Origin of the sequence: Chryseobacterium sp. sg2396 (genome assembly GCF_042610505.1) — a bacterium.
Classification (GTDB): domain Bacteria; phylum Bacteroidota; class Bacteroidia; order Flavobacteriales; family Weeksellaceae; genus Chryseobacterium.
In genome coordinates this window covers 1-25509 of sequence record NZ_JBHGAQ010000014.1, presented here as the reverse complement: position 1 = coordinate 25509, position 25509 = coordinate 1, and the positions used below count along the sequence as shown (strand labels likewise).

Genomic DNA, 25509 nt, shown 5'->3' with positions numbered 1-25509 from the left:
ATAAGCTGGATCAGCCTATATAAGCAGCGCCATCATCTGTATGGTCTGTGGGAAATCCGGATTATAAATTTTTCAAAAATTCGGCTACATGCAAGGCATTATCTACAGTGAGATTTTTAGGTAATCCGAAATTGAGGATATTGTTTCTGATTTCAAGTTTAAAATCTTCATCGGGATATGCTCTGATGGTTTCTTTACGGCTTTCATTCAAAAAAGCATCTTTCTTAAACCGATCACTGGCCAATACATAAAAATTATTGAATTCCCTATCACTGAAATTTATATTGAATTGGGTAAAAATACCGGCTATTTTGTCCGCCCATTTCTTTTTGTTGACCGGTATAAAGCCATAATCTTCATCCAGTATTTTCATACCCCAGATTTGCAGGCTATCATAAGAAGCCTTCGTACGGGCGCCTCTTGCCGTAGTGCCGATTTTGCTGACAATAAAAAGATAGAACGGATTTTCTTTATTTTTATCCGTTATGAAATAACATATTTTCGGACTGAATAAAGAATTTTCCTCACCGGAATTGAAAATATGAAAAGGAGATTTTTCAACAGCAATGACTGAAATATCATATATTCCGAATAATTTGTCATACATTTTGAAAATGAGTTGTTCCTGTTCTTTGGAGAAATCAAAAAGTTTAGTGGCATTCAGTTTTCTGAAATCAAGTTCCATTTGATGAATCGTTTGGTTTAAAGATAAAGTTATTTTGCCGTACCTCAAATAAAAAAACCTCCGGAAAATCCGAAGGTTTATGTTTTCAAACAAGGTAAAAATAAGTCTTTACGATTGCTTATAATTTATATTTCCGTGTTAAGATCCCAGTTTTCAAGGTAATCGTGAACATGCTTCAGCATCATTCCGCCTAAAGAACCATCTACCACCCTGTGGTCATAAGAATGGGACATAAACATCAGGTTTCGGATGGCAATAACGTCTCCATCCGGAGTTTCCAGGACAGCCGGTTTTTTAACGATGGCACCGATGGCTAAAATGGCCACCTGCGGCTGAGGAATAATCGGAGTACCCATTAAGTTTCCGAAGCTTCCTACGTTAGAAATTGTATATGTTGCACCTTGAGTATCTTCAGGTCTTAATTTTTTGTTTCTTGCTCTGTACGCTAAATCGTTGATTGCTTTTGCCAATCCTGAAAGGGACAGCTGATCGGCATTTTTAATAACAGGAACAATCAGGTTTCCATCTGGAAGAGCAGTAGCCATCCCGATATTGATGTTTTTCTTTTTGATGATGTTTTCACCACTGATAGAAACATTGATCATTGGGAAATCCTGAATCGCTTTAACAACTGCTTTCACGAAAATCGGCATGAACGTCAGCTTTTCGCCTTCACGCTTTTCAAAAACTGCTTTGTTCTTATTTCTCCATCTTACTACATTGGTAACGTCGGTTTCGATGAAAGAAGTAACGTGCGGGGCAATCTGCTTAGCTTTAACCATGTTTTCAGCGATAATCTTCCTCATTCTGTCCATCGGGATGATCTCATCACCGGCACCAGCGGTAATGGTTGCCGCAGGAGCAGAAGTCTGTACAGGCTGTTGCGCAGGTGCTGCCTGTTGTACCGGAGTCGCTTGCGAAGCAGGTTGGCTGCTTCTGTTTTTAACGTAAGCTAAAATATCTTCTTTTGTAATTCTTCCTTCCAGACCGCTTCCTGTAATGGATTTCAGTTCAGATTCGGAAATATTTTCCTGTTGTGCGATTGATTTTACCAGGGGAGAAAGGTACAAATCTCCCGAAAACTCAGCAGAGGCTGCTGTTTTTAAAGGTTCTTCAATGGTTTTCAATATTTCCGCATCCGGAGCTGCAGCAGGAGTTTCTGCCGGAGCCTCTTCCGAAACCGTGTTTCCGCCTTCTCCTTCAATTTCTAAAACAGCAATGGCTTCACCCACTTTTGCAACCTCGTCCTTTTGTTTCAGGATCTTTACGATTTTCCCCGAAACCGGTGTCGGAACGTCTGAATCTACTTTGTCGGTTGCGATTTCTACTACGGAATCATCCTCTTTTACAGTATCGCCTTCGCTGAACAGCCAGGTGATAATTGTCGCTTCCATAACACCTTCTCCCATGGAAGGAAGCAATAATTTGTATTCTGCCATTTTTAATTTTTAGATTTTGACAAATATATAAAAAAAATCGATTTTTTTATGAAATATTAAATTTTAGAAAAATTCGATGTAAATATTCTCGCCTACATTCATGCCGAACAGGGATTTGGCCCCGTTTTTTTTATTGCCTTTGTAGATGGTAAGCTCCAAAAGCTGACTGTCATTGAAGATCGCCGCAGACTGCCCGTGAAACTCGGTTTCCCTATCCCAGTCTGAAACTACTTCCGTATGGTTTGAAAAGACTCTCGAAAGTGCCAGGTTTCTGAATTTTATAGTGAAATTTTCGTATCCTTTACTGATGGTTTCAAAAAAATCTTTATTAATATTTGAGATTATATTTCCGAAATTATCAATGTAGGTAACCTCTCCGATAATCATTTTTTCAGATTCATTATACACCGGTTTGGGAAACAGCAGCAGCTTGGCAGCATCTATTTTGCGGCCGATCACTTCAGGAAGCCCGCTGTTGGCGAGATGCACTGCTGCAGGAACAAAAATATCCGTAGACGTAAAATTTACGATGTCGTCGAAACGGTTGTTCAGCGTTATTTCATAGATCGCCTCAGGCTTTATGTCAAAGAAAATCAGGCTCAGGACGCCGTTGTCCGCTGCCAAAAAGTAATGTCCGTCGGATTTATAAATGATATTTTTTCTGGATCTGTTGTGAAAGCTGTCTACGGAAATAATATGGATGGTTCCTTTCGGAAAATGTTTATAGGCATTTCTTACAATGTAAGAAGTCTGTATCAGGTTAAAAGCCTGGATATCGTGGGTAATGTCAATAATATTAACCTCCTGGTTCAGAGAAAGAATGCTGCCTTTTACAGCGGCGGCTCTGTAATCCAAATTTCCGAAATCTGAAGTAAGGGTAATGATTGGCATGGAGTGGTGATAAGTGATCGTCATGCAAATTTATTCAAAATAAAAGGAAAGCCCGGTAAATAATGGAAAAGAATTTGATATAAGTTTTCAAAAAAAGCATTACATTTAAAATCTAAAATTAATACTACGACTGCATGTTTGAATTAACATATGATCTGGAAGACATCGATGCAAAGATCTTCTATGGGGTGAACAACCAATATTTCAATCTAATCAAATCAACTTTTCCGACCCTTAAAATCACCGGCAGGGACCATTTTATTTTTGCGATGGGGAACCAGGAAGCTCTGGATATATTCAGGAAAAAGCTTGATGATATCGTCAATTTTATTTCAAAAAACAATTCCATCAATCTGAAAGATGTAGAAAATATCCTGAATATTAAAGACGAAAACGAGAAACAGCTTGTTTTTGACCAGGACATCATTGTGAAAGGAGTGAACGGAAAGGTTATCAAGGCGAAAACGACCAACCTTAAGAAGCTGGTGAAGGAAACCGAGAAAAAAGACATGGTTTTTGCCATCGGGCCTGCAGGAACCGGGAAGACCTACACCAGCGTGGCTTTGGCTGCGAAAGCACTCAGAGACAAAACGGTGAAGAGAATTGTCCTGACAAGGCCTGCGGTAGAAGCAGGGGAAAGTCTAGGATTTTTACCGGGCGATCTTAAGGAAAAACTGGATCCGTATTTACAGCCTCTTTACGATGCCCTTCGCGATATGATCCCGCATGAAAAGCTGGAAGGTTTTATTGAGAAAAAGGTAATCGAAGTGGCTCCTCTTGCCTTTATGAGAGGACGTACGCTGGATGATGCTTTCGTTATCCTGGATGAAGCACAGAATACAACCCATTCCCAGATGAAAATGTTCCTGACGAGAATGGGGATGAATGCCAAGTTTATCATCACCGGCGATCCAAGTCAGGTAGATCTGCCGCCGAAGCAGCAGTCCGGGCTAAAAGAGGCAATGAGGATCTTAAAAGATGTGAAGGAGATAGGATTTGTACATCTTACCGAAGAAGATGTGGTGCGCCATCCGGTGGTCAGAAAGATCATTCTTGCCTACAACGATGAAGAAAAACGCCACAGAAACGATTAATATTTAGAAATAACAAAGGGAAGCAGGACTGAAAAAGGTTCTGCTTTTTTTGTACCACAAAAACAGACAATTATTTTGATATTTGAAAAAAAATGCTATTTTTGCCATCGAATAATAAAAAAACTATTCAATCATGAAGAAAATATTACTTTTGGCAGCAGTCGCTGTTATGGGATTGAGCGCACAAGCTCAGGAATTCAGATTCGGACCTAAGGCCGGTTTCGCTATGTCTACCATTAAAATTGATGATAAGCAGGATGACTTAAATGAAAGGAAAATGGATCCTAAATACACATTCTATATTGGTGGTATGGCAGAATATAAATTCGACGATAATTTTGGTGTACAGGCGGAAATTTTGTATTCTCAATTGGGAGGAAAAGAAAAAATTGAAGAAACTGATGGAAGCGGAATGTATTTTGGATTTCAAAATAAGGTCACTTTCGGAACTTTATTGGTTCCCATTTCTGCAAAGTATTTTATTACGGAAGGCCTTTCTGTAGCTGCGGGAACTAATTTCGGAATTATCCTTTCAGCTAAACAAAAAACCGTAATCGGAACAAATCTTCCTATCGGTGTTGAGATTGATGGTGTAGACGGAGAAGGAGAAAGAGACATCAAAAATGAAATTAAGAAACTGAACATTGCCCCATTCGTAGGTGTGGAATATATGTTGGAAAATGGATTGTTCTTTGATGCACGATACAGCTTCGGGGTTTCCAATCTATCTAATGACGGAAGCGGAGGTAAGATTACCAACAGTTTCGCTCAGGTGGGAGTAGGTTTTAAATTCGGAGGAAATTAAGAGTTTACCTAGTTAAAAAGTAAAGCGGTACAGATTTTGTACCGCTTTTTTGTTTTTAATTCTGAAACCAATTCAGATATTCTAATCTTAAACTTATTAAAATGAAAAAACTATTATTGTTAGGTGCTTTTGCATTTTTCGGTGGCCTTGCACAGGCTCAGGAAGGTTTCAGGCTGGGAGGCCATATCGGTGCTCCTCTTGGAGATGCAGCGGATGCGGCAAGTGTAACATTAGGAATTGATGCCGCTTATATGTGGAATATTACGAAGGGTCTCGATATTGGTGCCACTACGGGATATTCTCATTTTTTCGGAAAAGATAACGTGGAAGATTTTGGATTTATTCCTCTTGCCGTTTCCGGGAAATATACCTTTAATAAGGTTCCTCTTTTTGTGGGACTGGATTTAGGAGCGGCCATCTCAACCAAAAACTATATCAACAGCGGTGTTTATGTTGCACCAAGAGTTGGTTACCAAATGAAGAATGTAGAACTGTATTTAGGTTTCCAGAATATCGGAAGTAAATACAAGAATTATGGACCAGGGCCCGACCCACGCTGGAATAGGAATGACCGTTTTAACTTCGGTGCCATCAATTTCGGGGCGAATTTCTTCCTGAAATAAAATTATAAAAAATTACATATAATAAGTTCCGGTTGCAGAATCGGAACTTTTTTTGGTTAAAAATTGTAAAAAATACAAACTGACCTATTTTGATACATTTTATTCTCGAAAATTAGAAATATCTCCCGATGATATTAATCACATTAACAAATTTTAATATTCATCACCATCACTGTAAATTTGCCGTCAGAAAGTATTAAATTTTTAAAAAATGAAGAAAGTATTAATGGCGGGTGCAATTGCACTTTTCGGTTTGTCTAACGCTCAGATTGCAGCAGGGACTACTTATTTATCAGGATCTGTAGGTTATTCTCAGGAAGAAACAAACAACGGTAACAATAAAACAGAAAATTTCAATGTATTGCCTACAGTTGGATATTTTGTAAGTAACAATTTTGCGATCGGTTTAGGAATCGGGTATCAGACTCAAAAAAACACCAATGTAGTAAACAATTTCATTGGAGCGGGAACGACTATTGTAACGACCAACGAAATAAAGCAGCCTGCATTTGTAGTAGCTCCTTTCGCAAGAAAATACTGGACTTTGGGAGATAAATTATACATCTTCGGTCAGTTGGCTGTACCTATGCAGTTTGGAAAAGCTGAAGTTGAAAATAAAACAGTAACTACTTCCGGATCTTCCGTAAGCACTGCATCATCTTCTTCTGAAGCGAAATACACTCAGATCGGGGTAACGGTAAAACCAGGTTTGGATTATTTCCTAAATAAAAACTGGTCTATCGAAGCAACGATCGGAGAATTCGGATACAACAACTTCAAGCCGAAAGATGGTGATGCGACCAACAACTATAGCTTCGGTCTGAACCTATCTACTGTAACATTCGGTGTTAAATATGTTTTTGCCAAGTAATAAACAAATCATATAAGATGAAAAAGTCCTCAGTTTTTAACTCAGGGCTTTTTTCACTTAGTAATTTTTAAACTAATCATCATGAAAAAAATACTGATCGCCGGTGCAGCCATGCTGTACAGCTTTTCAAATGCTCAGATTAAACAAGGAACCGTATATGTTTCGGGAGAAATAAACTACAATAAATACAATAGCAAAAGCGAAAATACAACGCAGCAGAATTTCAAAATCATCCCGACCGCAGGGATATTTGTTGCGCCTAATCTGGTCGTAGGTACCGGTCTGGGATATACCTACAGTAAGTTGAATTACACACAAGCCCTTTACAGCGGACCTTTAATCTCTCTTATCGACTATACAGGAAAAACAAATGCGGTTACAGTAACCCCATTTGTAAGAAAATACTGGACATTATCAGAAAAATTATACTTTTTCGGACAGCTTCAGGTTCCGATGGAATTCGGAAAGCTCCGGCAGGATGCTTTTGTGACTGATGTTTATGAACCGACTGGCTATGTAAGCTATCAGACATTATCTAATGACAGAAGACACACCGCTATCGGTATTAATGTAAAGCCGGGTCTCGATTATTTTCTTAATAAAAACTGGTCTGTCGAAGCTACGATAGGAGAGTTCGGGTATAGAAGTCTTATGTATAAAGATGAAGATCAGTTAAACATCAAAGACTATAATTTTGGTCTGAATCTGTTTGCTGTTTCTTTCAGTGTGAAATATGTTTTCGCAAAATAAATCAACAATAAACTAAACTTTTTTAAATAAATCAATTTTTATGAAAAAATTATTATTAGCAGGTGCGGTGGCACTTTTCGGGTTGTATAATGCACAAATGACTAAAGGAGATTGGGTAATCAGTGGGAATACCGGTTTCGGATTCAATAACGTAACAACCAAGGTAAAAGCTGAAGGCCAGTCTGCAGACGGGCCAAAAGTAAGCACGTTTTCATTAACGCCATCAGTTGGATACTTCGTTATCGATAAATTGGCTGTTGGGATCGATTTGGGTCTTACCAGCTCTACAACCAAGTACGAAGGAACAAAATCTACAACTACAAGTTTCTCAGTAATGCCTACGGCGACTTACTATTTTTCTAATGATAGCAAATTTGTACCATTCTTAGGAGCAGGTATCGGATATGCATCTGTAAAAAACAAAGGCGAGGTAAACTTTATGGGACTTTCCAGCTCAGATGAGACCACTACAGACGGTCTTGCATGGAGAGTAAAAGGAGGAGTAACCTATATGGCTACTCAGTCGTTAGGGATCAACCTAGGTGTTTCTTATGACCAGTTTTCCAACAAAGAAACGTTTATGGGTACCGATGTTAAAACACACGTAAATACTTTCGGGGTAAACGTAGGTTTCTCTTATTTCATCAAAGCTAAAGCTCAGAAATCTGACAAATAATCTTTGTTGAACATGACAAATAAATCCGGCCCATTACTGAGCCGGATTTATTTTTTATTTCAATTGGGCTTAGAACCATTCTTTCTGATTCTGAACATAGGTTCTGTCGAATTCCTCGTCAGATTTGGTAAGGTACATAATGCCTTCAATTAAACCTATTAATCCTCCAATACATAAAAAGCTTAAAAGAATTTGAATAATACCTGCTTTTGTGTATCCAAGATAAAATTTGTGTACACCAAATCCTCCTAGCAAAATTGCTAAAATTCCTGCAGTTACTTTTTTCTCAGATTTGTAAGGCGTTCCCTGATTGTAGCTGTAATTTCCTTGATTTTCATTAATTTCCATAATAAGATTTTTTTAATTTGTTTCCTGGTGTTATTTTCCGAACATTCCGCCCATACCCGGCATATTCGGCATTTTGCTCATCATCTGCATCATCTGTTTACCCTGAGGGCCCTGCATCATCTTCATCATTTTGCCCATCTGGTCGAACTGCTTCATCAATTGGTTGACATCTTCGATTTTTCTTCCGGCACCTTTGGCAATCCTGTTTTTTCTCTGGGTATTGATGATGGAAGGCTTTCTTCTTTCTTCGGGCGTCATCGAGTAGATAATTGCTTCGATATGTTTAAAAGCATCATCGCTGATCTCTACATCTTTGATCGCTTTTCCAACGCCCGGGATCATTCCCATCAGGTCTTTCATATTCCCCATCTTTTTGATCTGGTTGATCTGCTTCAGGAAATCATCAAAACCGAATTCGTTTTTAGCGATTTTCTTGTGAAGTTTTTTAGCTTCTTCTTCATCAAACTGCTCCTGCGCTCTTTCTACCAGGGAAACAACGTCTCCCATTCCCAGGATCCTGTCGGCCATCCTTTCAGGGTAGAAGAGGTCCAAAGCTTCCATTTTTTCACCGGTAGAGATGAACTTGATCGGCTTTTCCACTACGGAACGAATCGTCAGTGCAGCTCCACCACGGGTGTCACCATCCAATTTGGTTAGAACAACCCCGTCAAAATTTAAAGTATCATTAAAGGCTTTGGCTGTATTTACGGCATCCTGACCGGTCATGGAATCCACAACGAATAAAGTTTCGTTTGGTTTAATGGTAGTATGAACGGTTTTGATCTCATTCATCATCTGCTCATCGATTGCTAAACGTCCTGCCGTATCGACGATAACGACATCATGACCATTTGATTTTGCAAAATCGATGGCATTCTGTGAAATGCTTGAAGGATCCATAGAACCTTCTTCTGTGAAAACCGGAACGCCGATCTGGCCGCCCAATACTTTCAGCTGATCGATTGCCGCCGGACGGTATACGTCACAGGCAACCAGAAGGGGCTTTTTATTTCTTTTTGTTTTTAAATAGCTGGCTAATTTTCCGGAGAAAGTCGTCTTCCCGGAACCCTGAAGCCCTGCAATAAGAATTACCGATGGTTTTCCGGAAAGGTTGATGCCCTCCTGGGAACCACCCATCAGATCTACCAGCTCGTCGTGAACGATCTTCGTCATCAGCTGGCCCGGTGTTAGGGAAGTAAGAACGTCCTGTCCAAGTGCTTTATCCTGAACTCTTTTGGTAAGGTCTTTTGCAACTTTATAATTAACGTCGGCATCCACCAACGCTCTTCTGATCTCTTTTACGGTTTCCGCTACGTTGATTTCCGTGATTTTTCCACGTCCTGAAATATTGTGCAGCGCTTTATCTAATTTATCCTGTAAACTGTTGAACATATTTATTGTAAATTATAGGTGCGCAAAAATAAGGAATTTTTTAGTATTTAAAAACGCTTAGGCACGTAATATTATAATATAAGGTATAAATTATAGGGATGATATAAATCAAATGGTAATGAAATCCGGGAGAAAAAGTCTATTTTTGCCATTAAATTAAAATCAGCCTAATGATTGTTAGGCTGGAAATACATTTTAAAATGAAAATCAATCCCAATATTCTGGTAACGGTCCTGTTTTTTTTAACCTTCCTGATCCATTTCTCTCTGTGGAAGTTTGTGTTCCATCTGGATGAAATTGTGATCGTGAAGTTTTATCTTTTCCTCAGCGTTATGTTTATGATGATGATTACATTAGTTGTTTTAATCAATAAAACCGTTCCTCAATTTTTGGGATTATCTGTTATTGGATTGATTCTTTTGAAATTTGGACTTATGTATTTAATCCGAAAGAAATTAAATTTTGAATCAGTTCCGGATTACAAGTTCCATTTTATTATTCCATATTTTGTCCTTACAGCTTTGCTAACATACTATGCAATTATGCTGATCAATCATGACAAAAAACAGGAAAATTAATTGCTGAAACTAGAAAAAATATTATATTTTTGCACAACGAAAAAAACCTATCAATGTTTAAGAAATTCGCAGTTTTATTCTACAGTATTTTTGTATTAAACTTAGTGTCTGCACAGCACGGTGAGGCTACTGCCGAAGCAGGTTCTGCCAAAACGGAACTTTCGGAAAAAGACAGAGTAACTAAAGAAAACAAAGAGTACATCGATCATCACTTGTTGGATGCACACGACTTTACATTGATGGTAGATAAAGAAGGTCACCACATCGGTTTTCCGCTTCCTGTTATTTTTTATGATAACGGATTCCATGCCTTTATGAGTAATAGTAAAGAAGGGTTTATGCACGGAGAAACTACGGAAGTTGACGGATCTTATTACAAATTACATCACGAGAAAGTTTATAAGACCGATGCAGCGGGAACTTTAAATTTAGATGAAAAGGGGCATCCTACAAATAAGAAGCCTTTAGATCTTTCGGTTACTAAAAGTGTGCTGATTATTTTCTTTGTTGCAGTTGTAATGTTTCTACTTTTCACAGGAATGGCAAGATCTTACAAAAAGTCTCAGGTTCCTACAGGAGTTGCTAAATTTTTAGAACCTTTAGTAATATTCGTAAGAGATGAAATTGCTATTCCAAATATTGGGCATAAATATAAAAGATACATTGGTTATTTGTTAACTGTATTCTTCTTTATCTTATTCTTAAACGTATTAGGATTAATGCCTTTCGGTATAAATGTTACCGGTAATATTACAATGACGTTTTTCCTTGCAATTCTTACTTATCTTGTAACTACGTTCTCAGGGAACAAAGATTACTGGAAGCATATTTTTTGGATGCCAGGCGTGCCTGTTCCAATGAAGTTCATCATGTTGCCGATTGAATTATTAGGAACCATTACAAAACCGTTTGCTTTAATGATCCGACTTTTTGCTAACATGACTGCAGGACACATTGTTGTAATGACGTTGATCGGATCTATTTATATCTTCAATAATTGGATCGCGGGTGTTGCATTCCCGTTCTTAACATTAGTAATTTATTTACTGGAAGTATTAGTAGCATTCTTACAGGCCTATATCTTTACAATGTTGTCCGCTTTATTTATTGGAATGGCTGTAGAAGAACATGAGCACGAACATCATGCTGCTCACTAAAATTTGAAATTTAGAATATTAATATAAAACAATTTTTTAAAATTATATATTATGGAAATCCCTAGAATTATTGGTGCAGGTCTTATCGTACTTGGTGTAGGTATCGGTCTTGGTAAAATCGGAGCTGCTGCTCTTGAGGCTATCGCTAGACAACCTGAGCAATCTGGAAAGATCCAAACTGCAATGCTTATTGCAGCTGCACTAGTTGAAGGTGTTGCTTTCGCTGCGTTATTCGCATCATAAGCCAAAAAAAGAAAAACATTGTTGCAGCGGTTGGCTGCAGCAATGTTAATTTTAAAAAAAGTAATAATTATTTATACATTTTTATATAATGGAATTAATTCATCAGTTTTCATCAGGATTATTTATTATCCAGTCTGTTATTTTTCTGGCATTGTTATTCTTGTTAGGTAAATTCGCTTGGAAACCTATTTTAAAATCTATTAATGATAGAGAAACTTCTATTGTTGACGCTCTTAATCAGGCTACACTGGCAAGAAAAGAGATGGAAACTTTAAAAGAGGACAACGAGAGAATTATTCGTGAGGCTAAAATCGAAAGAGATGCTATCCTTAAAGAAGCAAGAGATATCAGAGATAAAATCGTGGGTGAAGCTAAAGATGTTGCTAAAGTAGAAGGGGACAAAATGATTGAAGCGGCTAAGCAAACCATCAATGCTGAGAAAAATGCTGCTATGGCAGATATCAAAACTCAGATCGGTGTTTTGTCTGTAAATATTGCAGAATCTATCCTGAAGCAGAAGTTAGACAATAGCGAAGCTCAAAACGAATTAGTTCAGAATTATTTAAACAAATCAAACCTTAACTAAGAATGCTTACATCTAAAGTAGCTAAAAGATACGCACAAGGTTTACTTGATTTCACTAATGAGTCAGGTCAAACGGCTACTGTATTTTCTGAAATGAAAGATGTAGTGAAGATTATGAAAGAGTCTGCGGACTTAAACAAATTTTTCATGACGCCTTACATCGATTCTAAAAAGAAAGTAGAAGTAGCAAACGAAATTTTTAAAGGCTTATCAGCTTCTTCACAGAACCTGATTACTCTGGTAATCAAGCACGGTCGTGAAAACCAGTTGAAGAATATTGCTCAGGAGTTTATCAACAAAGTAGAAGACATCAATGGAGTACAAAGAGTGACCCTTACGACGGCCACTCAACTTTCCAAAGAGAACATTGAGCAGATTTTAAAAACATCCAATCTTGTTAACCTTAAGAACAATTTCGATCTACAGGTTAATGTAAAACCTGAGATTTTAGGAGGCTACATTTTAAGAGTGGGAGATCAGCAGATCGACGCTTCGGTAAAATCAAAGCTCAACCAGGTTAAAAAAGATTTTAGCTTAAATTAATAATTAAAACACAATTAACCATGAAAAAAGTTTTATTTGGTTTAGCTTTAGCGATTTCTTGTTTATCTTTTGGACAGAAAGTTAAGATTAAAAAAGGACAGGCTTTTATTGATGATAAGTTAGTATATAATGTCGAAGACACGGGTACGGGTGAAGTGATTTCAGATTTAAAAGGAAATGAAATTATATCTATTTTAAGGACCACTTATGAAACTCCAAAAAATCGTCCCCTTTATCCAAATGAAAGAAGTACTTGGACTAATATAATAAATACCGTTCGTTTTTTGAAAAATGGAAAAGAATTACTGACTGATCTAAGCGACAAGGATATCATTAAAAATTTATATAAATCCAATGTTATTGATGAAAGCGGAGATCTTGATGATGAAAAGGTGGATATTTTTATTAATAAATATAATAATGATAACCTTCGAAGCAAACTAGGAGCTGGAAGTCAATCATCAACAGTCATTATCCAACAAAGTAACAGACCAAGAAATGGTTTTAACGTTAGCATAGGAAGATAAAAAAATTATTTTAAATAAGAAAAAACAACCATACAATGGCAGAAATAAATCCGGCAGAAGTATCTGCGATCTTAAAACAGCAATTGGCCAACTTCGATACTCAATCAAACGTTGAGGAAGTAGGTACAGTTTTAACCATCGGTGATGGTATTGCTCGTGTATACGGGTTAGAAAACGTACAATACGGAGAGTTGGTGAAATTTTCTAGTGATGTAGAAGGTATTGTACTGAACCTTGAAGAAGACAACGTTGGTGTTGCTTTACTTGGTGAAAGTAAATTAGTAAAAGAAGGAGACACTGTAAGAAGAACAAACAGAATCTCTTCTATAAAAGTAGGAGAAGGAATGTTGGGAAGAGTAGTAGATACTCTTGGTAACCCTATCGATGGTAAAGGTCCTATTACAGGAGATTTATACGAAATGCCGTTGGAAAGAAAAGCTCCGGGGGTTATCTACAGACAGCCGGTAACTGAACCTTTACAGTCAGGTATTGTTGCGATCGACTCTATGATCCCTGTAGGAAGAGGACAGAGAGAGCTGATCATTGGTGACAGACAGACCGGTAAAACCACTGTTGCGATCGATACGATCATCAACCAAAAAGAATTTTATGATGCAGGCCAGCCTGTATACTGTATATATGTTGCGATCGGGCAGAAAGCGTCTACCGTAGCACAAATCGTTAAAACTTTATCAGATAAAGGGGCTTTGGCTTACACGGTAATCGTTGCAGCGAATGCTTCAGACCCGGTTCCGATGCAGGTATATTCTGCCATGGCAGGAGCTTCGATCGGGGAGTTCTTCAGAGATACCGGAAGACCGGCTTTGATCGTTTATGATGATTTGTCCAAGCAGGCGGTTGCTTACCGTGAGCTTTCCCTTCTATTGAGAAGACCACCGGGTCGTGAAGCTTATCCAGGGGACGTTTTCTATCTTCACTCCAGATTATTGGAAAGAGCGGCAAAAGTAATCGCTGACGATACGATTGCAAGCCAGATGAACGACTTACCGGAATCTTTGAAGCCGATCGTGAAAGGAGGAGGATCGTTAACGGCACTTCCGATTATTGAAACTCAGGCAGGTGACGTTTCTGCGTATATCCCGACCAACGTAATCTCTATTACAGACGGACAGATCTTCTTGGAGTCTGATCTATTTAACTCAGGGGTCCGTCCGGCAATTAACGTGGGGATCTCCGTATCAAGGGTAGGAGGTAATGCTCAGATCAAATCCATGAAGAAAGTTTCCGGTACGCTTAAATTAGACCAGGCACAGTACAAAGAATTGGAAGCGTTCGCTAAATTCGGATCCGATCTTGATGCTTCTACATTAGCCGTTATCTCAAAAGGAGAAAGAAACGTGGAGCTTTTGAAGCAGCCTGTTAACTCTCCGCTTCCGGTAGACAGCCAGGTAGCAATGATCTACGCAGGAACTGAGAACTTATTGAGAAACGTTCCGATCAGAAAAGTAAAAGAATTCCAGACTGAATATATCGAGTTCCTGAGATCTAAGCATCCTGATACGATGGCAGCGATCAAAGCAGGGAAAATTGATGATTCCATCACCAGCGTTCTTAAGCAGGCAGCTAACGACTTAGCGTCTAAATATAACTAAAATTTCAATGTTTAAGGTTTAGAATTCAATGTTTTAGACCTTAAACTTTAGACCTTAAACCTTGAACCAAAATAATGGCAAACTTAAAAGAAATACGAGGCAGAATTACGTCAATTTCATCAACGATGCAGATTACCCGTGCTATGAAAATGGTTTCCGCTGCGAAACTTAAAAAAGCACAGGACGCCATCGTGATGTTGAGACCTTATTCTGAGAAACTTCAGGAGCTGATCCAGAATGTAAATTCAAGTTCGGATCCTGACCAGATTTCTGTTTATGCTCAGAAAAGAGAAGTAAAAAGAGTGCTTTTCATCGCTATTACTTCAAACAGAGGTCTTGCCGGAGCTTTTAACTCATCCATCGTTAAGGAGCTTAATGCACAGTTTCAGCATAAATCCCAATACGAAGTTGAAGTGCTTTCTATCGGTAAAAAAGCTTTTGATGCCGTAAGAAGAAGCCGTACCGTATATGCCAACGAAAGTGGGATCTACGATAAGCTGAGCTTTGATGCTGTTTCCCATGTTGCTGAAGCTGTAATGGACAGTTTCAGAGAAGGGAAGTTCGACGAAGTTTATTTAATTTACAATAAATTCGTAAATGCAGCTACCCAGGAAGTAACTACCGAGCAGCTTCTTCCGATCTCTATGCCTGAAACGACGGAGCCTCAGATAGAAACCGATTATATTTTCGAGCCAAGCAGAGCGGAAATCCTGGATAACCTGATTCCTAAATCAATCAAGACCCAGGTTTTCAAAGCGGTTCTTGATTCAGTAGCTTCTGAACACGGGGCAAGAATGACAGCCATGCATAAAGCAACGGATAATGCCCAGGCATTGAAAAATGATCTGGTTATTTTCTACAACAAAGCAAGACAGGCAGCCATTACCAACGAGATCCTGGAGATCGTTTCCGGAGCTGAAGCTTTGAAAAATTCATAAATAATTATTTTACCATAGTATTTATATTAAAGCATCGTATACCACGATGCTTTTTTTGTTATTTTTATTTTGTATATATTTGTAGCAACAAATTTATATCACTTCTAAATGGACTCGGACATAGTCAGGCTTTTGCTGGCCGTATTACTTGTTTTACTTAATGGCTTCTTCGTAGCCGCAGAATTTTCAATCGTTAAAGTTCGTTACTCACAGATCCAGTTAAAAGCTGCAGAGGGAAACTCTATGGCAAAGCAGGCAGAACACATCATCAAGCATCTTGATGAATATCTTTCCGCCACGCAGCTCGGTATTACATTGGCTTCCCTTGCCCTGGGTTGGGTAGGAGAAAGTGCCCTGCATCATATAGTGGAAAATATATTCCATTCCCTCAATATAGAATTGGTTCAGACTACCATTACCACCATTTCGGTGGTCACCAGCTTTGTGCTGATCACCGTAATGCATATTGTGTTCGGTGAGCTTATCCCTAAATCCATTGCGATCAGGAAATCGGAATCCACAACGATGGCGACGGCTATCCCTTTAAGGGTTTTCTATACCGTATTCAAGCCCTTTATCTGGTTGATGAATTTAATGTCCAATACTTTTTTAAGACTGGTAAAAATCCATCCTGCCTCAGAGCATGAAATCCATTCTACGGAGGAACTTCAGCTGTTGGTAAAGCAGAGTGCGGACAGCGGTGAAATTGAAGAAGAGAACTACGAGATCATTAAGAACGCCTTTGATTTTACAGATCATTCTGCCAAACAGATCATGGTCCCGCGTCAGAACATTACGTCTATCGACTTTGAAGAAGATGTTAACGAAATTATCAATAAAATTATGGACAGCGGGTATTCCAGGATTCCGGTGTATATGGATTCTATTGATAATATAATCGGAATATTGTATACCAAAGAAATCATCAGGGAGTTCGTTAAAAGAAAGGGTGAACTGAATCATGATGACCTGAAGGAGCTGATGAGGGATGCCTTCTTCGTAGTAGGAAGTAAAAAGATTTCGGACTTATTAAAGATTTTCCAGCAGAAGAAGCAGCATCTGGCTATTGTGATCGATGAATTCGGTGGAACTGAAGGAATCATTACCCTGGAAGATATTCTGGAAGAGCTTGTAGGAGAAATCCAGGATGAAGAGGATGATGAAGAGAAAATTGTAGATAAAATAGGAGATAACACCTATTGGGTACAGGCCACGCAGCCATTGGACGAGATTAATGAATTTTTACCGAAAAGGCTTGCACTTTCGGAAGAAAGCGAATACAATACCCTGGCAGGATTTATCCTTCACGCCTTAGAAGATATTCCGGAGGAAAACCAGGAGTTTGAACTTGAAAATTACCAGTTCAAAATTCTGAAAATGAATAACAAAAGTGTGGAGTTGGTGGAGTTGGTTTATGAAGAACCCAATAGCATCAATGATCTGGCAGAAAAAATAGGAGAGGTTTAATCTGTTTTAAAAACAAATAAAAATGTTTTACAACCATATAAAAGATTACGAAGACCCAAAAAGGAAATACGAAGAGGAAGTTCTCGTGATGGATGATACGGATGAAGTCTATAAGCTAGTATTGCACAACGATGATGTACATACCTTCGATTATGTAATCGATTCTTTAATCGAGATTTGCAAGCATACCCTGGAACAGGCGGAGCAATGCACCTTACTGGTCCATTTCAAAGGCAAATGCACCGTGAAAACAGGCTCACTGGATCTTCTGAAGCCCATGCATGAAAAATTACTTTCAAGGGAATTAACAAGCGAAATCGTATAAGAACAGTCCGGCATCACCGCCGGATTTTCTGTTGGCATTAACGGAACCCGAAATAATCCGGATGTACTGGCTGGAAGAGGGAAGATGGATGCCGGAAGTTTTCCGCTAAAAAGAAAGTAAATATTATAGAATTTAAGGTAAAAAATAAGTGTTTAAAATTTATTCAAACTCAATAAAAGTTAATTCTAATGCAAAAATCCGGACTTCTGCTCATTAGCTGAGCGAAGCGCCCTTGCGAACGGAAATAAGCGCAACAATTGTCCTCAAAGGCTTCGCGAACCCTGCGTTTAAATTAAACTATCAATTTAAGCCTGCATCTTTATAATTTTCCAGATACCTGCTCATTTGCTGAATGAAGTGCCCTTGCGAACGGAAATAAGCGAAATAGTTGTTCAAAAAACTTCGCGAACCCCGCGTTTTACAAATAATCAGCCCAATCAACATGAAACTCAATTACAGATAGATTCATGCATTTCATTTTTTCCGTAAAAAACTTCTATCTTCCTCCATCCTGCTTCCGTCTTTTAAATAAAATAGTATATTTGTACAAACTATAAAGAACTTTAAAATAATGCTTGTAATAGGAATTGCGGGAGGTACAGGATCCGGCAAAACTACGGTGGTGGATAAAATTATCCAGCAGCTGGATATTGAGGGAATGAACATTCTTTCACAGGATAATTACTATCACGATAATCATAACCTCACCTTGGTTGAAAGGGAAGCCCTGAACTATGACCATCCGAAATCCATCGATTTCGACTTACTGATCAAACACGTAAAAGCATTAAAAAACAATCAGCCGATCGAGCAACCGATCTACAGCTTTGTAACGCATTCCAGAACCGGGGACCATGTGACGGTAGAACCTAAAAACGTACTGGTTGTCGAAGGTATCCTGGTACTTACCAACAAGGAACTGTTGAAGGAATTTGACCTTAAAGTATTCGTACATGCCGACTCCGACGAAAGACTGATCAGGAGGATCAGGAGGGATACGCAGGAAAGAGGAAGAGATCTTAACGAAGTATTGCACCGTTACCAGACTACCCTGAAACCGATGCACCTGGAATTTATCGAACCATCCAAAAACGAAGCGGATCTTATTATTCCGAATATGAGGCAGAATTCCGTAGCCATAGATTTTCTAACCACCGTTATTAAAAATTCGTTGAGAAAACAGTAGTCATGAAAGAAAATAAACTGATCAGAGACATTCAGCCTAAGTCTGAAACCTTTAAACTTATTCAAAAATATATCTTGAATAAATATACGATTACGATCTGCCTGTTTCTGGTCTGGATGATTTTCTTTGACAAAACTTCTTTCCTCGTTATCAACGAACTCAACGGCGAAATTAACAAATACGAAGAACAGCTTCAGTATTATAAAACCGAATATGAAAAAAATGACGCGTTTTATAAGAAACTGATGAACAATAAATCCGAAAAGGAGAAATACGCCCGTGAAAATTATTTTATGAAGAAACCGAATGAGGAAATCTTTATCCTGGTCGTAGACAGCACGAAGATTGCGAAAAAATAATTAAAAGGTGAATGGTGAATTGTCAATTCGCTGTGCTTGTCAATCTCACCAGGATAAGCAATAAGCCTGTTTGTTAAATTCACAATTCACAATTGCCCCACCACTCAAAATCCACACACCATGTCATACAACGCCTGGGAAAATTTAGTAAAGAAACAGCTTAAGACCGACGACATTTATTCCGTTCTTAAAAAAGAAAACCTTGAGGGGATCGAGGTAAAACCTTTTTATGAGTCGGTAGAACAGCCTTTGGTAAACCTGCCTAAAATCGAGGAAAATACCCATCTGGTCGCAAACTATCACGAAAGTCTGATAGACGATGTATTCGCGTTCCTATTGGATCAGAATGTGGAAAACCTTGAGCAGAAAACCATTTTTGTAAATAATACGGATCTGGCCGGACACATCAGCCCGAAAGAAGAAGACCGGTATTTTTCGTTAATCGATGTTTTTGATGAAAAGGAGGCGGTAATTAATGATCAGCTGGTGAAAGAATTATTGGCCAAACAGTTTAGAAGAAACATTTGTGTAGACATTTCGCTTCATCAGAATGCAGGCGCAGCGATTTACCAGCAACTCGGCATTGCCGTGGCCAAAACAAAAGAATTGGTGGAAATTTATGGTGCGGAAATTTTAAATAAATTGGTATTCAGAATTGCGATCGGACCCAACTATTTTTTTGAAATGGCTAAGCTGAGGGCATTTAAGATCATTTTTAATCAACTTTCCAAAGAATATGGCTTAGATGAAATTCCTTACATTTTTGCCGAAACTTCCCTTCGGAATAAGGCGGTTTCCGATAAGGAAAATAACCTGATCCGTTCTACCCTGGAATTGGCTTCAGCCATGATTGGAGGGGCCGATGCGGTGTTTAGCAACAATTATCTGGTAGACCGGAACACCGAAAATTCGGAAGAGATCTCTTTTAAACAGCAGATCGTTTTAGCCTACGAAAGCATCATCAACGTTTTTGAAGACGCCTCAAACGGGAGCTATTACATTGAGGATATCACCCAACAGATCGCGGAGAAATCATGGGCACTTTTTGTAGAAATAGAAGAAGCCGGAGGTTATTTGGAATTATTACAACAGGGAACCATTCAAAAAAGAATCTACGAACATGCCGTAGAGGAACAAAAATGGGTGGAAGAAGGAAAAATTAAGTTGATCGGTGTAAATCTCTATCCCAAACTGGAAGTGAAAAAATCTTTGGAAGAATTGTACAATGAAAAAGAAATCAAACCTGTGCGTTGGGCTGAAATGTTTGAGTGATTTCCCACGGATTATTGTAAAAAAAATGTGATTAATTTTAACCACAGATTTTCACGGATTCTCACAGATTACGCAAATAGTATAAATAAAAAACACAATATATTAAGATGAAAGAAAATGAGATAAGTTTTTATGTCAGAAAGGCAATATTTTCAGTATATAATGAATTAGGTCCCGGATTATTAGAAAAAGTTTATGAGAATGTCTTATGTCACGAACTGCAAAGTTATGGTTTGTTTGTGAAATCTCAGTTTCCCATGAAAATTAAATATAAAGATACTTTTTTAGATTCCGGTTTTATTGCGGATATTATCGTAGAAAATAAAGTCATCATTGAAGTAAAGGCCATCACAGAAATCCATAATATCCACCATCAGCAGTTACTGACCTATTTAAAGCTAACAGATTTAAAATTAGGTATCTTAGTAAATTTTAATACCGATTATATTGATAAAAGCATATTCAGAAAAATACATGGAACTTTGGATTAATCAAATCTAAGCGCAATCATCTATGAAAAGCTGTGGTAAAATAATGCCCATCTAATCATTAATTTCTGATCAACTGAATACAGAAAAGATATAAAAAAATCAACGCAAATATCTGTGAAAATCCGTGCAAATCTGTGGTTAAAAATAACGCCCACTCACTCTTTAATTTCTGAACAATTGAGTAGAGAAGTATAAGATAAAAAAATAAACACAAAACATCTTTGAAATCCATGTAATCTGTGGTTAATAAAATAATAGATCAAAACATCCAACAATACATCAATGCAAATCTCAATACAGATCTGCATGCCTTGTTATTAAAAAAATCACCTTTCCCTGAGGTTTCCATGCAGGAAATCGTTCAGCAGATCAAAGGAAAGCAGGTGGCACATAGGAAATTTCCTTTTTTATTAAAGGAAGATATTATTTTTCCGCCGCAGCTCAATTTAGAACAATCTTCCTCCGAAAAAACAGCGCTTTACAAATCGGAAGTTTTACAAGGCGGGAAATTTATCGACCTTACCAGCGGTTTCGGAATCGATGCTTATTATTTATCCAAAAATTTTCAAGAGATTACTTTGGTGGAGCAAAACAATGAGCTTTTACAAATTGTTGAACATAATTGGGGCATTTTAGGCAGAAAAGCAAAATTTATCAATCAGAAGCTGGAAAAGTTCTTAAAGGAAAATACGGAAACTGTTGATGTAATTTATCTCGATCCGGCAAGAAGGGACAACAACAAAAATAAAGTTTTTTTATTGGAAGATCTGTCGCCTAATGTAATTGATATTCAGGAAAAAATACTTTCCCTTTCAAAAGAAGTGGTCATCAAGCTCTCGCCGCTCATTGATTTAAAATATCTTATTTCCGTTTTACCCGGTATTTTCAGGATTGAGATTATCGCCGTCAAAAACGATGTCAAAGAAGTGGTGGTCTTTTTATCGAAAGAAAAACAGGGGGAAATTATCTGCAATTGCGTAAACCTGGACAGCGGAGAACCGGTATTTACATTTCATTTCGGAGAAGAAAATCAGGCAGCTGAATACGGCGAACCGGAAAAGTTTATTTATATCCCGAATAACTCTATTTTGAAAGCTGGGATTTTTAATTTAATTCCTAAAAAATTCGGCTTGAAAAAACTTCATCAAAATACCCATCTGTATACTTCAGATCAGAAGATCAACGATTTCCCGGGGCGTGTTTTTGAAATGGAAAGTATTGATGCTAAACAGATTCCAAAAAAAGGCCAGTTTAATATCATTTCTAAAAATTATCCTTTAAAACCGGAAGAAATAAGGAAAAAATACCATCTGAAAGACGGTGGTCAAAATTACCTTATTTTTACACAATCCAAAAAAGGAAAAATAATTCTAAAATCAGTATAAAAATGTTGCTGTAAAATGTAGGATTTCTTAATTTTGGGCAATTAAAATGTAAGTGTAGCCCGCTTCAGATAATGCGGGTTTCATATAAACTTGAAAAAATAAATTTCCATATGAAAAAATTAGTGATATGTTTAGCCCTTGCTACGGTTGCGGTAAGCTGTAAAAAAATCCAGGCTGGCGGAAATAAAGACGTAATCAAGCTGGAAGAAGGCGTGGAGAGATACTCTGACGACGAGCAGGCCAGTGGTGAGCAGGATAATCTTTCCAAATACAGAGGAGATGCGCACGAAGGCCATGAGGCTCCTGCAAAAACGGATACTGCCGCTGCGGTACAGCCTAAAGCAGAAGACGGAAAGCATTCTGATGCTACGCCAATCCCTCAGGGAACTCAGACACCAAAGGCTGAGCACTAATCGCTGAAAAATATAAAAAGTCCCGTAGAAATGCGGGATTTTTTTATGGGCTTATGTGAACGGATCCTTTGCCAACCTGAGGAAAATTATATCTTTTTGTTTGTTCTTGCGGGGCAAATTTTTTACTTTTAACAAAATAATATTTTACAATGCAAGAGACATTAAATTACATCAGCGAAAACAAACAGCGTTTCGTAGATGAATTGTTTGAATTACTGAGAATTCCCTCCATATCTGCAGATCCGGCGTATAAAGAAGACGTCCTGAAATGCGCGGATGTTGTAGCGGAATACCTGAAAAATGCAGGAGCGGATCATGTGGAAGTATGCCAGACCAAAGGATATCCTATCGTTTTCGGGGAAAAAATCTTAGATGAAAATTTACCGACAGTATTAGTATACGGACATTACGATGTACAGCCTGCCGATCCCCTGGAATTATGGGCAAAGCCACCTTTTGAACCGTATATTGAAAAAACCGAGCTGCATCAGGAAGGTGCGATTTTCGCCAGAGGTTCCGCAGACGATAAAGGTCAGTTTTTCATGCACCTGAAAGCTTTTGAGGCGATGATGAAGACCAATACGCTTCCTTGCAACGTTAAATTTATTCTGGAAGGAGAAGAAGAAGTAGGTTCTGTAAGCCTTGGGGATTTCGTCAATGAAAACAAAGAAAAATTATCCTGCGACTGCATCCTGATTTCCGATACCCATATTTACAGCAACGAACAGCCTACGGTAACGACGGGATTAAGAGGGCTGAGCTATGTAGAAGTGGAAATAGAAGGACCGAACAGGGATCTGCATTCCGGACTGTACGGAGGCGCCGTTCCGAACCCGATCCATGTCCTTTCGAGGATGATTGCCAAACTGATCGACGAAGACGGACATATTACCATTGACGGGTTTTATGACAACGTAGAAACCGTTTCAGAATCCGACAGGGCCGATATGAATAAATTAAAAGACAATCCGGAAGAATTCAAAAAATCCATCGGACTGAATGGTGTGGAAGGAGAGAAAGGATATACAACCCTGGAAAGAACATCGATCCGTCCAACACTCGACTGCAACGGGATTTGGGGAGGCTATACTGGAGAAGGTGCAAAAACGGTGATTCCTTCCAAAGCTTCTGCCAAAATATCCATGCGTCTGGTACCTTATCAGACTCCTGAGGAAATTACGGAAAAATTTACAAAATACTTTGAAAAAATCGCTCCTGAAAACGTAAAGGTAAAAGTTACCCCGCACCATGGAGGAATGCCATACGTCCTGCCGACAGAAACCAAAGAGTTCACGGCCGCAAAACATGCCATGGAAACCGCTTTCGGAAAAGAAGTCCTTCCGTACCGAGGCGGCGGAAGCATACCGATTACAGCCATGTTCGAGCAGGTTTTAAGCGCTAAATCCGTTTTAATGGGCTTCGGATTGGATGCCGATGCGATTCATTCGCCGAATGAACATTACGGACTGTTTAATTTCTACAAAGGGATTGAGAGTATACCTTTGTTTTTTGAGAATTATGCTAAATAAAATAAAAGGCCATTTTCCGACTTGTGAAAATGGCCTTTTATACGAAATTTTTTTGCCTGTTCATATGCAAAAAAAATTTCGTATAAAAGATTCTTAACCTTTACCTTTAAGTTATTAGATATTTTCTTTTTAATTTATTGATTGTTTGATGATTTTGTACGAAAAAATTATTACTTTTACTCATATTAATAATAAAATATTTTTACTATGAAAAAAACTCTATTAGCTCTTGTTTTATGTGCTGGTCTATCCAATGCACAGACACTGCTTTCTGATAACTTCAATGCTTATACAGTAGGCAATATCGGAACTTCGGCTACTGGTGCAAGTGCAGGACAAGGTGGGTGGTATACCACAGCTTCATCTACTGACACTGGCGCAACCAATGTTTCATTTCAAATTGCTAACAACGATGCAACCCATGGTAAGGTAGTGAAGATTACTGGATCAGCTGCTGCTGCTGGCTCAAGGAGCGTTTACAAATCCATTTCAACTCTATGGTCTACCAGAACATCTGGTAATAATATTGTACAGGTAGAATTCGATATATATACTGGTGCTGCCACTACTTCAAAAAATGCTACCAGGGTATATATTTATGATTCGGGATTGACTAAGATTCTATCAGGAGTTTCTTTAGCCCAGGATACTAAAGTCATTCAGGGGGTAGGATATTATGATGCTACAGCGGGTGGCGGTTCAGTAGGCAATTATGGATTTTATCTTGGAGGAACATCAACAGCACCTGCTGATTTAACATTATCTGCCAGTTCTTGGATACGAGTGGGAATTGCATTTGACAAAACTACGGGAAATGTATATTGGAAAGGTCCAGGTTTTAATGGATATGTTGCAGGTGCTGCTACCGGAGTAGATCCGTCTTCGATATATCTTTTAGCATCTGCAGGAACAAGTAATGCAGTATCTGCGGATCATTTATTCGATAATTTGACAGTTACCGCAGTAAATGCAATCAATTTATTAGGTACCAACGAGGTAATAGAAAAAAACAGTGACAGTTTTAAAATTTATCCAAACCCTGCAACTGACTTCATTACCGTTGAAGGAAAAGATAAAGTAATTGCGGCCTATGCATATGATGCATCCAGCAAAAGAATAGAACTATCGGTACAAAACGGTAAAATAGATGTAAGTACTTTAACTGCCGGAGTATATGTAATAGGATTAAAAACCAAAAATAGTTACGTGACAAAAAAATTGATCAAAAAATAAATACTGACAAATGTTAGTATGTAAAAAACGCTCCAATTGGAGCGTTTTTCTTATTTTTAACGTGAATTCGACTATAAATAGCTGATTAACA

Annotated in this window: 29 protein-coding genes; 24 read left to right on the top strand and 5 right to left on the bottom strand. The window is 38.2% G+C overall.

Translation table 11 applies throughout. From position 1 onward, the window contains the following. Nucleotides 1-61: 61 nt before the first annotated feature. The 3 genes from ACED20_RS14745 to ACED20_RS14735 form a co-directional block, all read right to left on the bottom strand. Nucleotides 62-685, bottom strand: coding sequence for a hypothetical protein (locus tag ACED20_RS14745; protein ID WP_294233654.1), 624 nt, complete (start codon nucleotides 683-685; stop codon nucleotides 62-64). A gap of 125 nt (nucleotides 686-810) precedes the next feature. Beyond that, the gene (locus ACED20_RS14740; RefSeq protein WP_294198894.1) at nucleotides 811-2124 is read right to left on the bottom strand and encodes a dihydrolipoamide acetyltransferase family protein; all 1314 of its coding nucleotides are present in this window, start codon (nucleotides 2122-2124) and stop codon (nucleotides 811-813) included. 63 nt (nucleotides 2125-2187) lie between these two features. Beyond that, nucleotides 2188-3015 (bottom strand): S-adenosyl-l-methionine hydroxide adenosyltransferase family protein, encoded by an 828-nt coding sequence (locus ACED20_RS14735; RefSeq protein ID WP_294198912.1) that lies wholly within the window; start codon nucleotides 3013-3015, stop codon nucleotides 2188-2190. 134 nt (nucleotides 3016-3149) lie between these two features. On the opposite strand from ACED20_RS14735, the gene ACED20_RS14730 reads away from it, so the two are divergent. The 6 genes from ACED20_RS14730 to ACED20_RS14705 all read left to right on the top strand — a co-directional run bounded on the left by ACED20_RS14730 (nucleotide 3150) and on the right by ACED20_RS14705 (nucleotide 7834). Then, nucleotides 3150-4109 (top strand): PhoH family protein, encoded by a 960-nt coding sequence (locus ACED20_RS14730; RefSeq protein ID WP_294198892.1) that lies wholly within the window; start codon nucleotides 3150-3152, stop codon nucleotides 4107-4109. A gap of 133 nt (nucleotides 4110-4242) precedes the next feature. Then, entirely contained in the window at nucleotides 4243-4914 is a 672-nt protein-coding gene (locus ACED20_RS14725) for a porin family protein (protein WP_378105411.1), read from the top strand. 101 nt (nucleotides 4915-5015) lie between these two features. Continuing rightward, nucleotides 5016-5537, top strand: coding sequence for a hypothetical protein (locus ACED20_RS14720; RefSeq protein WP_294198889.1), 522 nt, complete (start codon nucleotides 5016-5018; stop codon nucleotides 5535-5537). A gap of 211 nt (nucleotides 5538-5748) precedes the next feature. After that, on the top strand, nucleotides 5749-6408 hold the full coding sequence (locus ACED20_RS14715; RefSeq protein WP_294198887.1) for an outer membrane protein: 660 nt from the start codon (nucleotides 5749-5751) through the stop codon (nucleotides 6406-6408). Nucleotides 6409-6489: 81 nt separating this feature from the next. Further along, nucleotides 6490-7158: an outer membrane protein gene (locus ACED20_RS14710; protein WP_378105407.1), complete on the top strand. Its 669-nt coding sequence runs from the start codon at nucleotides 6490-6492 to the stop codon at nucleotides 7156-7158. A gap of 40 nt (nucleotides 7159-7198) precedes the next feature. Next, nucleotides 7199-7834 (top strand): OmpW family outer membrane protein, encoded by a 636-nt coding sequence (locus tag ACED20_RS14705; RefSeq protein WP_378105404.1) that lies wholly within the window; start codon nucleotides 7199-7201, stop codon nucleotides 7832-7834. Nucleotides 7835-7903: 69 nt separating this feature from the next. On the opposite strand, the gene ACED20_RS14700 is transcribed toward ACED20_RS14705, so the two are convergent. Next, entirely contained in the window at nucleotides 7904-8182 is a 279-nt protein-coding gene (locus ACED20_RS14700; protein WP_378105401.1) for a TM2 domain-containing protein, read from the bottom strand. A 30-nt stretch (nucleotides 8183-8212) separates the two neighbouring features. Continuing rightward, nucleotides 8213-9574 carry a signal recognition particle protein gene (gene ffh, locus ACED20_RS14695; RefSeq protein ID WP_294303560.1) on the bottom strand — a complete coding sequence of 454 codons (1362 nt, stop codon included), beginning with the start codon at nucleotides 9572-9574 and terminating at the stop codon, nucleotides 8213-8215. 200 nt (nucleotides 9575-9774) lie between these two features. Here ffh and ACED20_RS14690 point away from each other — a divergent pair, with 200 nt between their 5' ends. The 18 genes from ACED20_RS14690 (at nucleotide 9775) to ACED20_RS14605 (ending at nucleotide 25418) form a co-directional block, all read left to right on the top strand. Next, the gene (locus ACED20_RS14690; RefSeq protein ID WP_294233667.1) at nucleotides 9775-10152 is read left to right on the top strand and encodes a hypothetical protein; all 378 of its coding nucleotides are present in this window, start codon (nucleotides 9775-9777) and stop codon (nucleotides 10150-10152) included. A gap of 53 nt (nucleotides 10153-10205) precedes the next feature. Further along, the gene (atpB, locus tag ACED20_RS14685) at nucleotides 10206-11309 is read left to right on the top strand and encodes a F0F1 ATP synthase subunit A (protein WP_378105398.1); all 1104 of its coding nucleotides are present in this window, start codon (nucleotides 10206-10208) and stop codon (nucleotides 11307-11309) included. 51 nt (nucleotides 11310-11360) lie between these two features. Continuing rightward, complete coding sequence (gene atpE, locus ACED20_RS14680) at nucleotides 11361-11552, top strand: ATP synthase F0 subunit C (protein ID WP_027384648.1); 192 nt, start codon at nucleotides 11361-11363, stop codon at nucleotides 11550-11552. Between the two features lie 88 nt (nucleotides 11553-11640). After that, nucleotides 11641-12138 (top strand): F0F1 ATP synthase subunit B, encoded by a 498-nt coding sequence (locus ACED20_RS14675; protein ID WP_294231738.1) that lies wholly within the window; start codon nucleotides 11641-11643, stop codon nucleotides 12136-12138. Nucleotides 12139-12140: 2 nt separating this feature from the next. Then, nucleotides 12141-12680, top strand: a complete 540-nt coding sequence (gene atpH / locus ACED20_RS14670) for an ATP synthase F1 subunit delta (RefSeq protein WP_294198740.1) — start codon at nucleotides 12141-12143, stop codon at nucleotides 12678-12680. Nucleotides 12681-12700: 20 nt separating this feature from the next. Next, a complete protein-coding gene (locus ACED20_RS14665) occupies nucleotides 12701-13207 on the top strand; it encodes a hypothetical protein (protein ID WP_294198738.1) in 507 nt (168 codons plus the stop codon). Nucleotides 13208-13242: 35 nt separating this feature from the next. Further along, nucleotides 13243-14820 carry a F0F1 ATP synthase subunit alpha gene (atpA, locus tag ACED20_RS14660; RefSeq protein WP_294198736.1) on the top strand — a complete coding sequence of 526 codons (1578 nt, stop codon included), beginning with the start codon at nucleotides 13243-13245 and terminating at the stop codon, nucleotides 14818-14820. Between the two features lie 74 nt (nucleotides 14821-14894). Beyond that, entirely contained in the window at nucleotides 14895-15758 is an 864-nt protein-coding gene (gene atpG, locus ACED20_RS14655) for an ATP synthase F1 subunit gamma (RefSeq protein WP_294198734.1), read from the top strand. Between the two features lie 108 nt (nucleotides 15759-15866). Beyond that, the gene (locus ACED20_RS14650; protein ID WP_294198732.1) at nucleotides 15867-17225 is read left to right on the top strand and encodes a hemolysin family protein; all 1359 of its coding nucleotides are present in this window, start codon (nucleotides 15867-15869) and stop codon (nucleotides 17223-17225) included. Nucleotides 17226-17247: 22 nt separating this feature from the next. After that, nucleotides 17248-17550, top strand: a complete 303-nt coding sequence (locus tag ACED20_RS14645) for an ATP-dependent Clp protease adaptor ClpS (protein WP_294231736.1) — start codon at nucleotides 17248-17250, stop codon at nucleotides 17548-17550. Nucleotides 17551-18121: 571 nt separating this feature from the next. Beyond that, nucleotides 18122-18736: a uridine kinase gene (gene udk / locus ACED20_RS14640; protein ID WP_345765767.1), complete on the top strand. Its 615-nt coding sequence runs from the start codon at nucleotides 18122-18124 to the stop codon at nucleotides 18734-18736. 2 nt (nucleotides 18737-18738) lie between these two features. Next, nucleotides 18739-19095, top strand: a complete 357-nt coding sequence (locus ACED20_RS14635; protein WP_294198722.1) for a septum formation initiator family protein — start codon at nucleotides 18739-18741, stop codon at nucleotides 19093-19095. Nucleotides 19096-19215: 120 nt separating this feature from the next. Beyond that, nucleotides 19216-20367, top strand: a complete 1152-nt coding sequence (locus ACED20_RS14630) for a methylmalonyl-CoA mutase family protein (RefSeq protein ID WP_378105389.1) — start codon at nucleotides 19216-19218, stop codon at nucleotides 20365-20367. A gap of 107 nt (nucleotides 20368-20474) precedes the next feature. After that, nucleotides 20475-20858 carry a GxxExxY protein gene (locus ACED20_RS14625; RefSeq protein ID WP_294198718.1) on the top strand — a complete coding sequence of 128 codons (384 nt, stop codon included), beginning with the start codon at nucleotides 20475-20477 and terminating at the stop codon, nucleotides 20856-20858. Between the two features lie 239 nt (nucleotides 20859-21097). Continuing rightward, nucleotides 21098-22243 carry a class I SAM-dependent methyltransferase gene (locus ACED20_RS14620; RefSeq protein ID WP_378105386.1) on the top strand — a complete coding sequence of 382 codons (1146 nt, stop codon included), beginning with the start codon at nucleotides 21098-21100 and terminating at the stop codon, nucleotides 22241-22243. A 110-nt stretch (nucleotides 22244-22353) separates the two neighbouring features. Beyond that, on the top strand, nucleotides 22354-22656 hold the full coding sequence (locus ACED20_RS14615; RefSeq protein WP_345765762.1) for a hypothetical protein: 303 nt from the start codon (nucleotides 22354-22356) through the stop codon (nucleotides 22654-22656). A 149-nt stretch (nucleotides 22657-22805) separates the two neighbouring features. Continuing rightward, a complete protein-coding gene (locus ACED20_RS14610) occupies nucleotides 22806-24185 on the top strand; it encodes a dipeptidase (protein ID WP_378105384.1) in 1380 nt (459 codons plus the stop codon). A gap of 207 nt (nucleotides 24186-24392) precedes the next feature. Beyond that, nucleotides 24393-25418 carry a T9SS type A sorting domain-containing protein gene (locus ACED20_RS14605; RefSeq protein ID WP_294222841.1) on the top strand — a complete coding sequence of 342 codons (1026 nt, stop codon included), beginning with the start codon at nucleotides 24393-24395 and terminating at the stop codon, nucleotides 25416-25418. The last annotated feature ends 91 nt before the right edge of the window (nucleotides 25419-25509 follow it).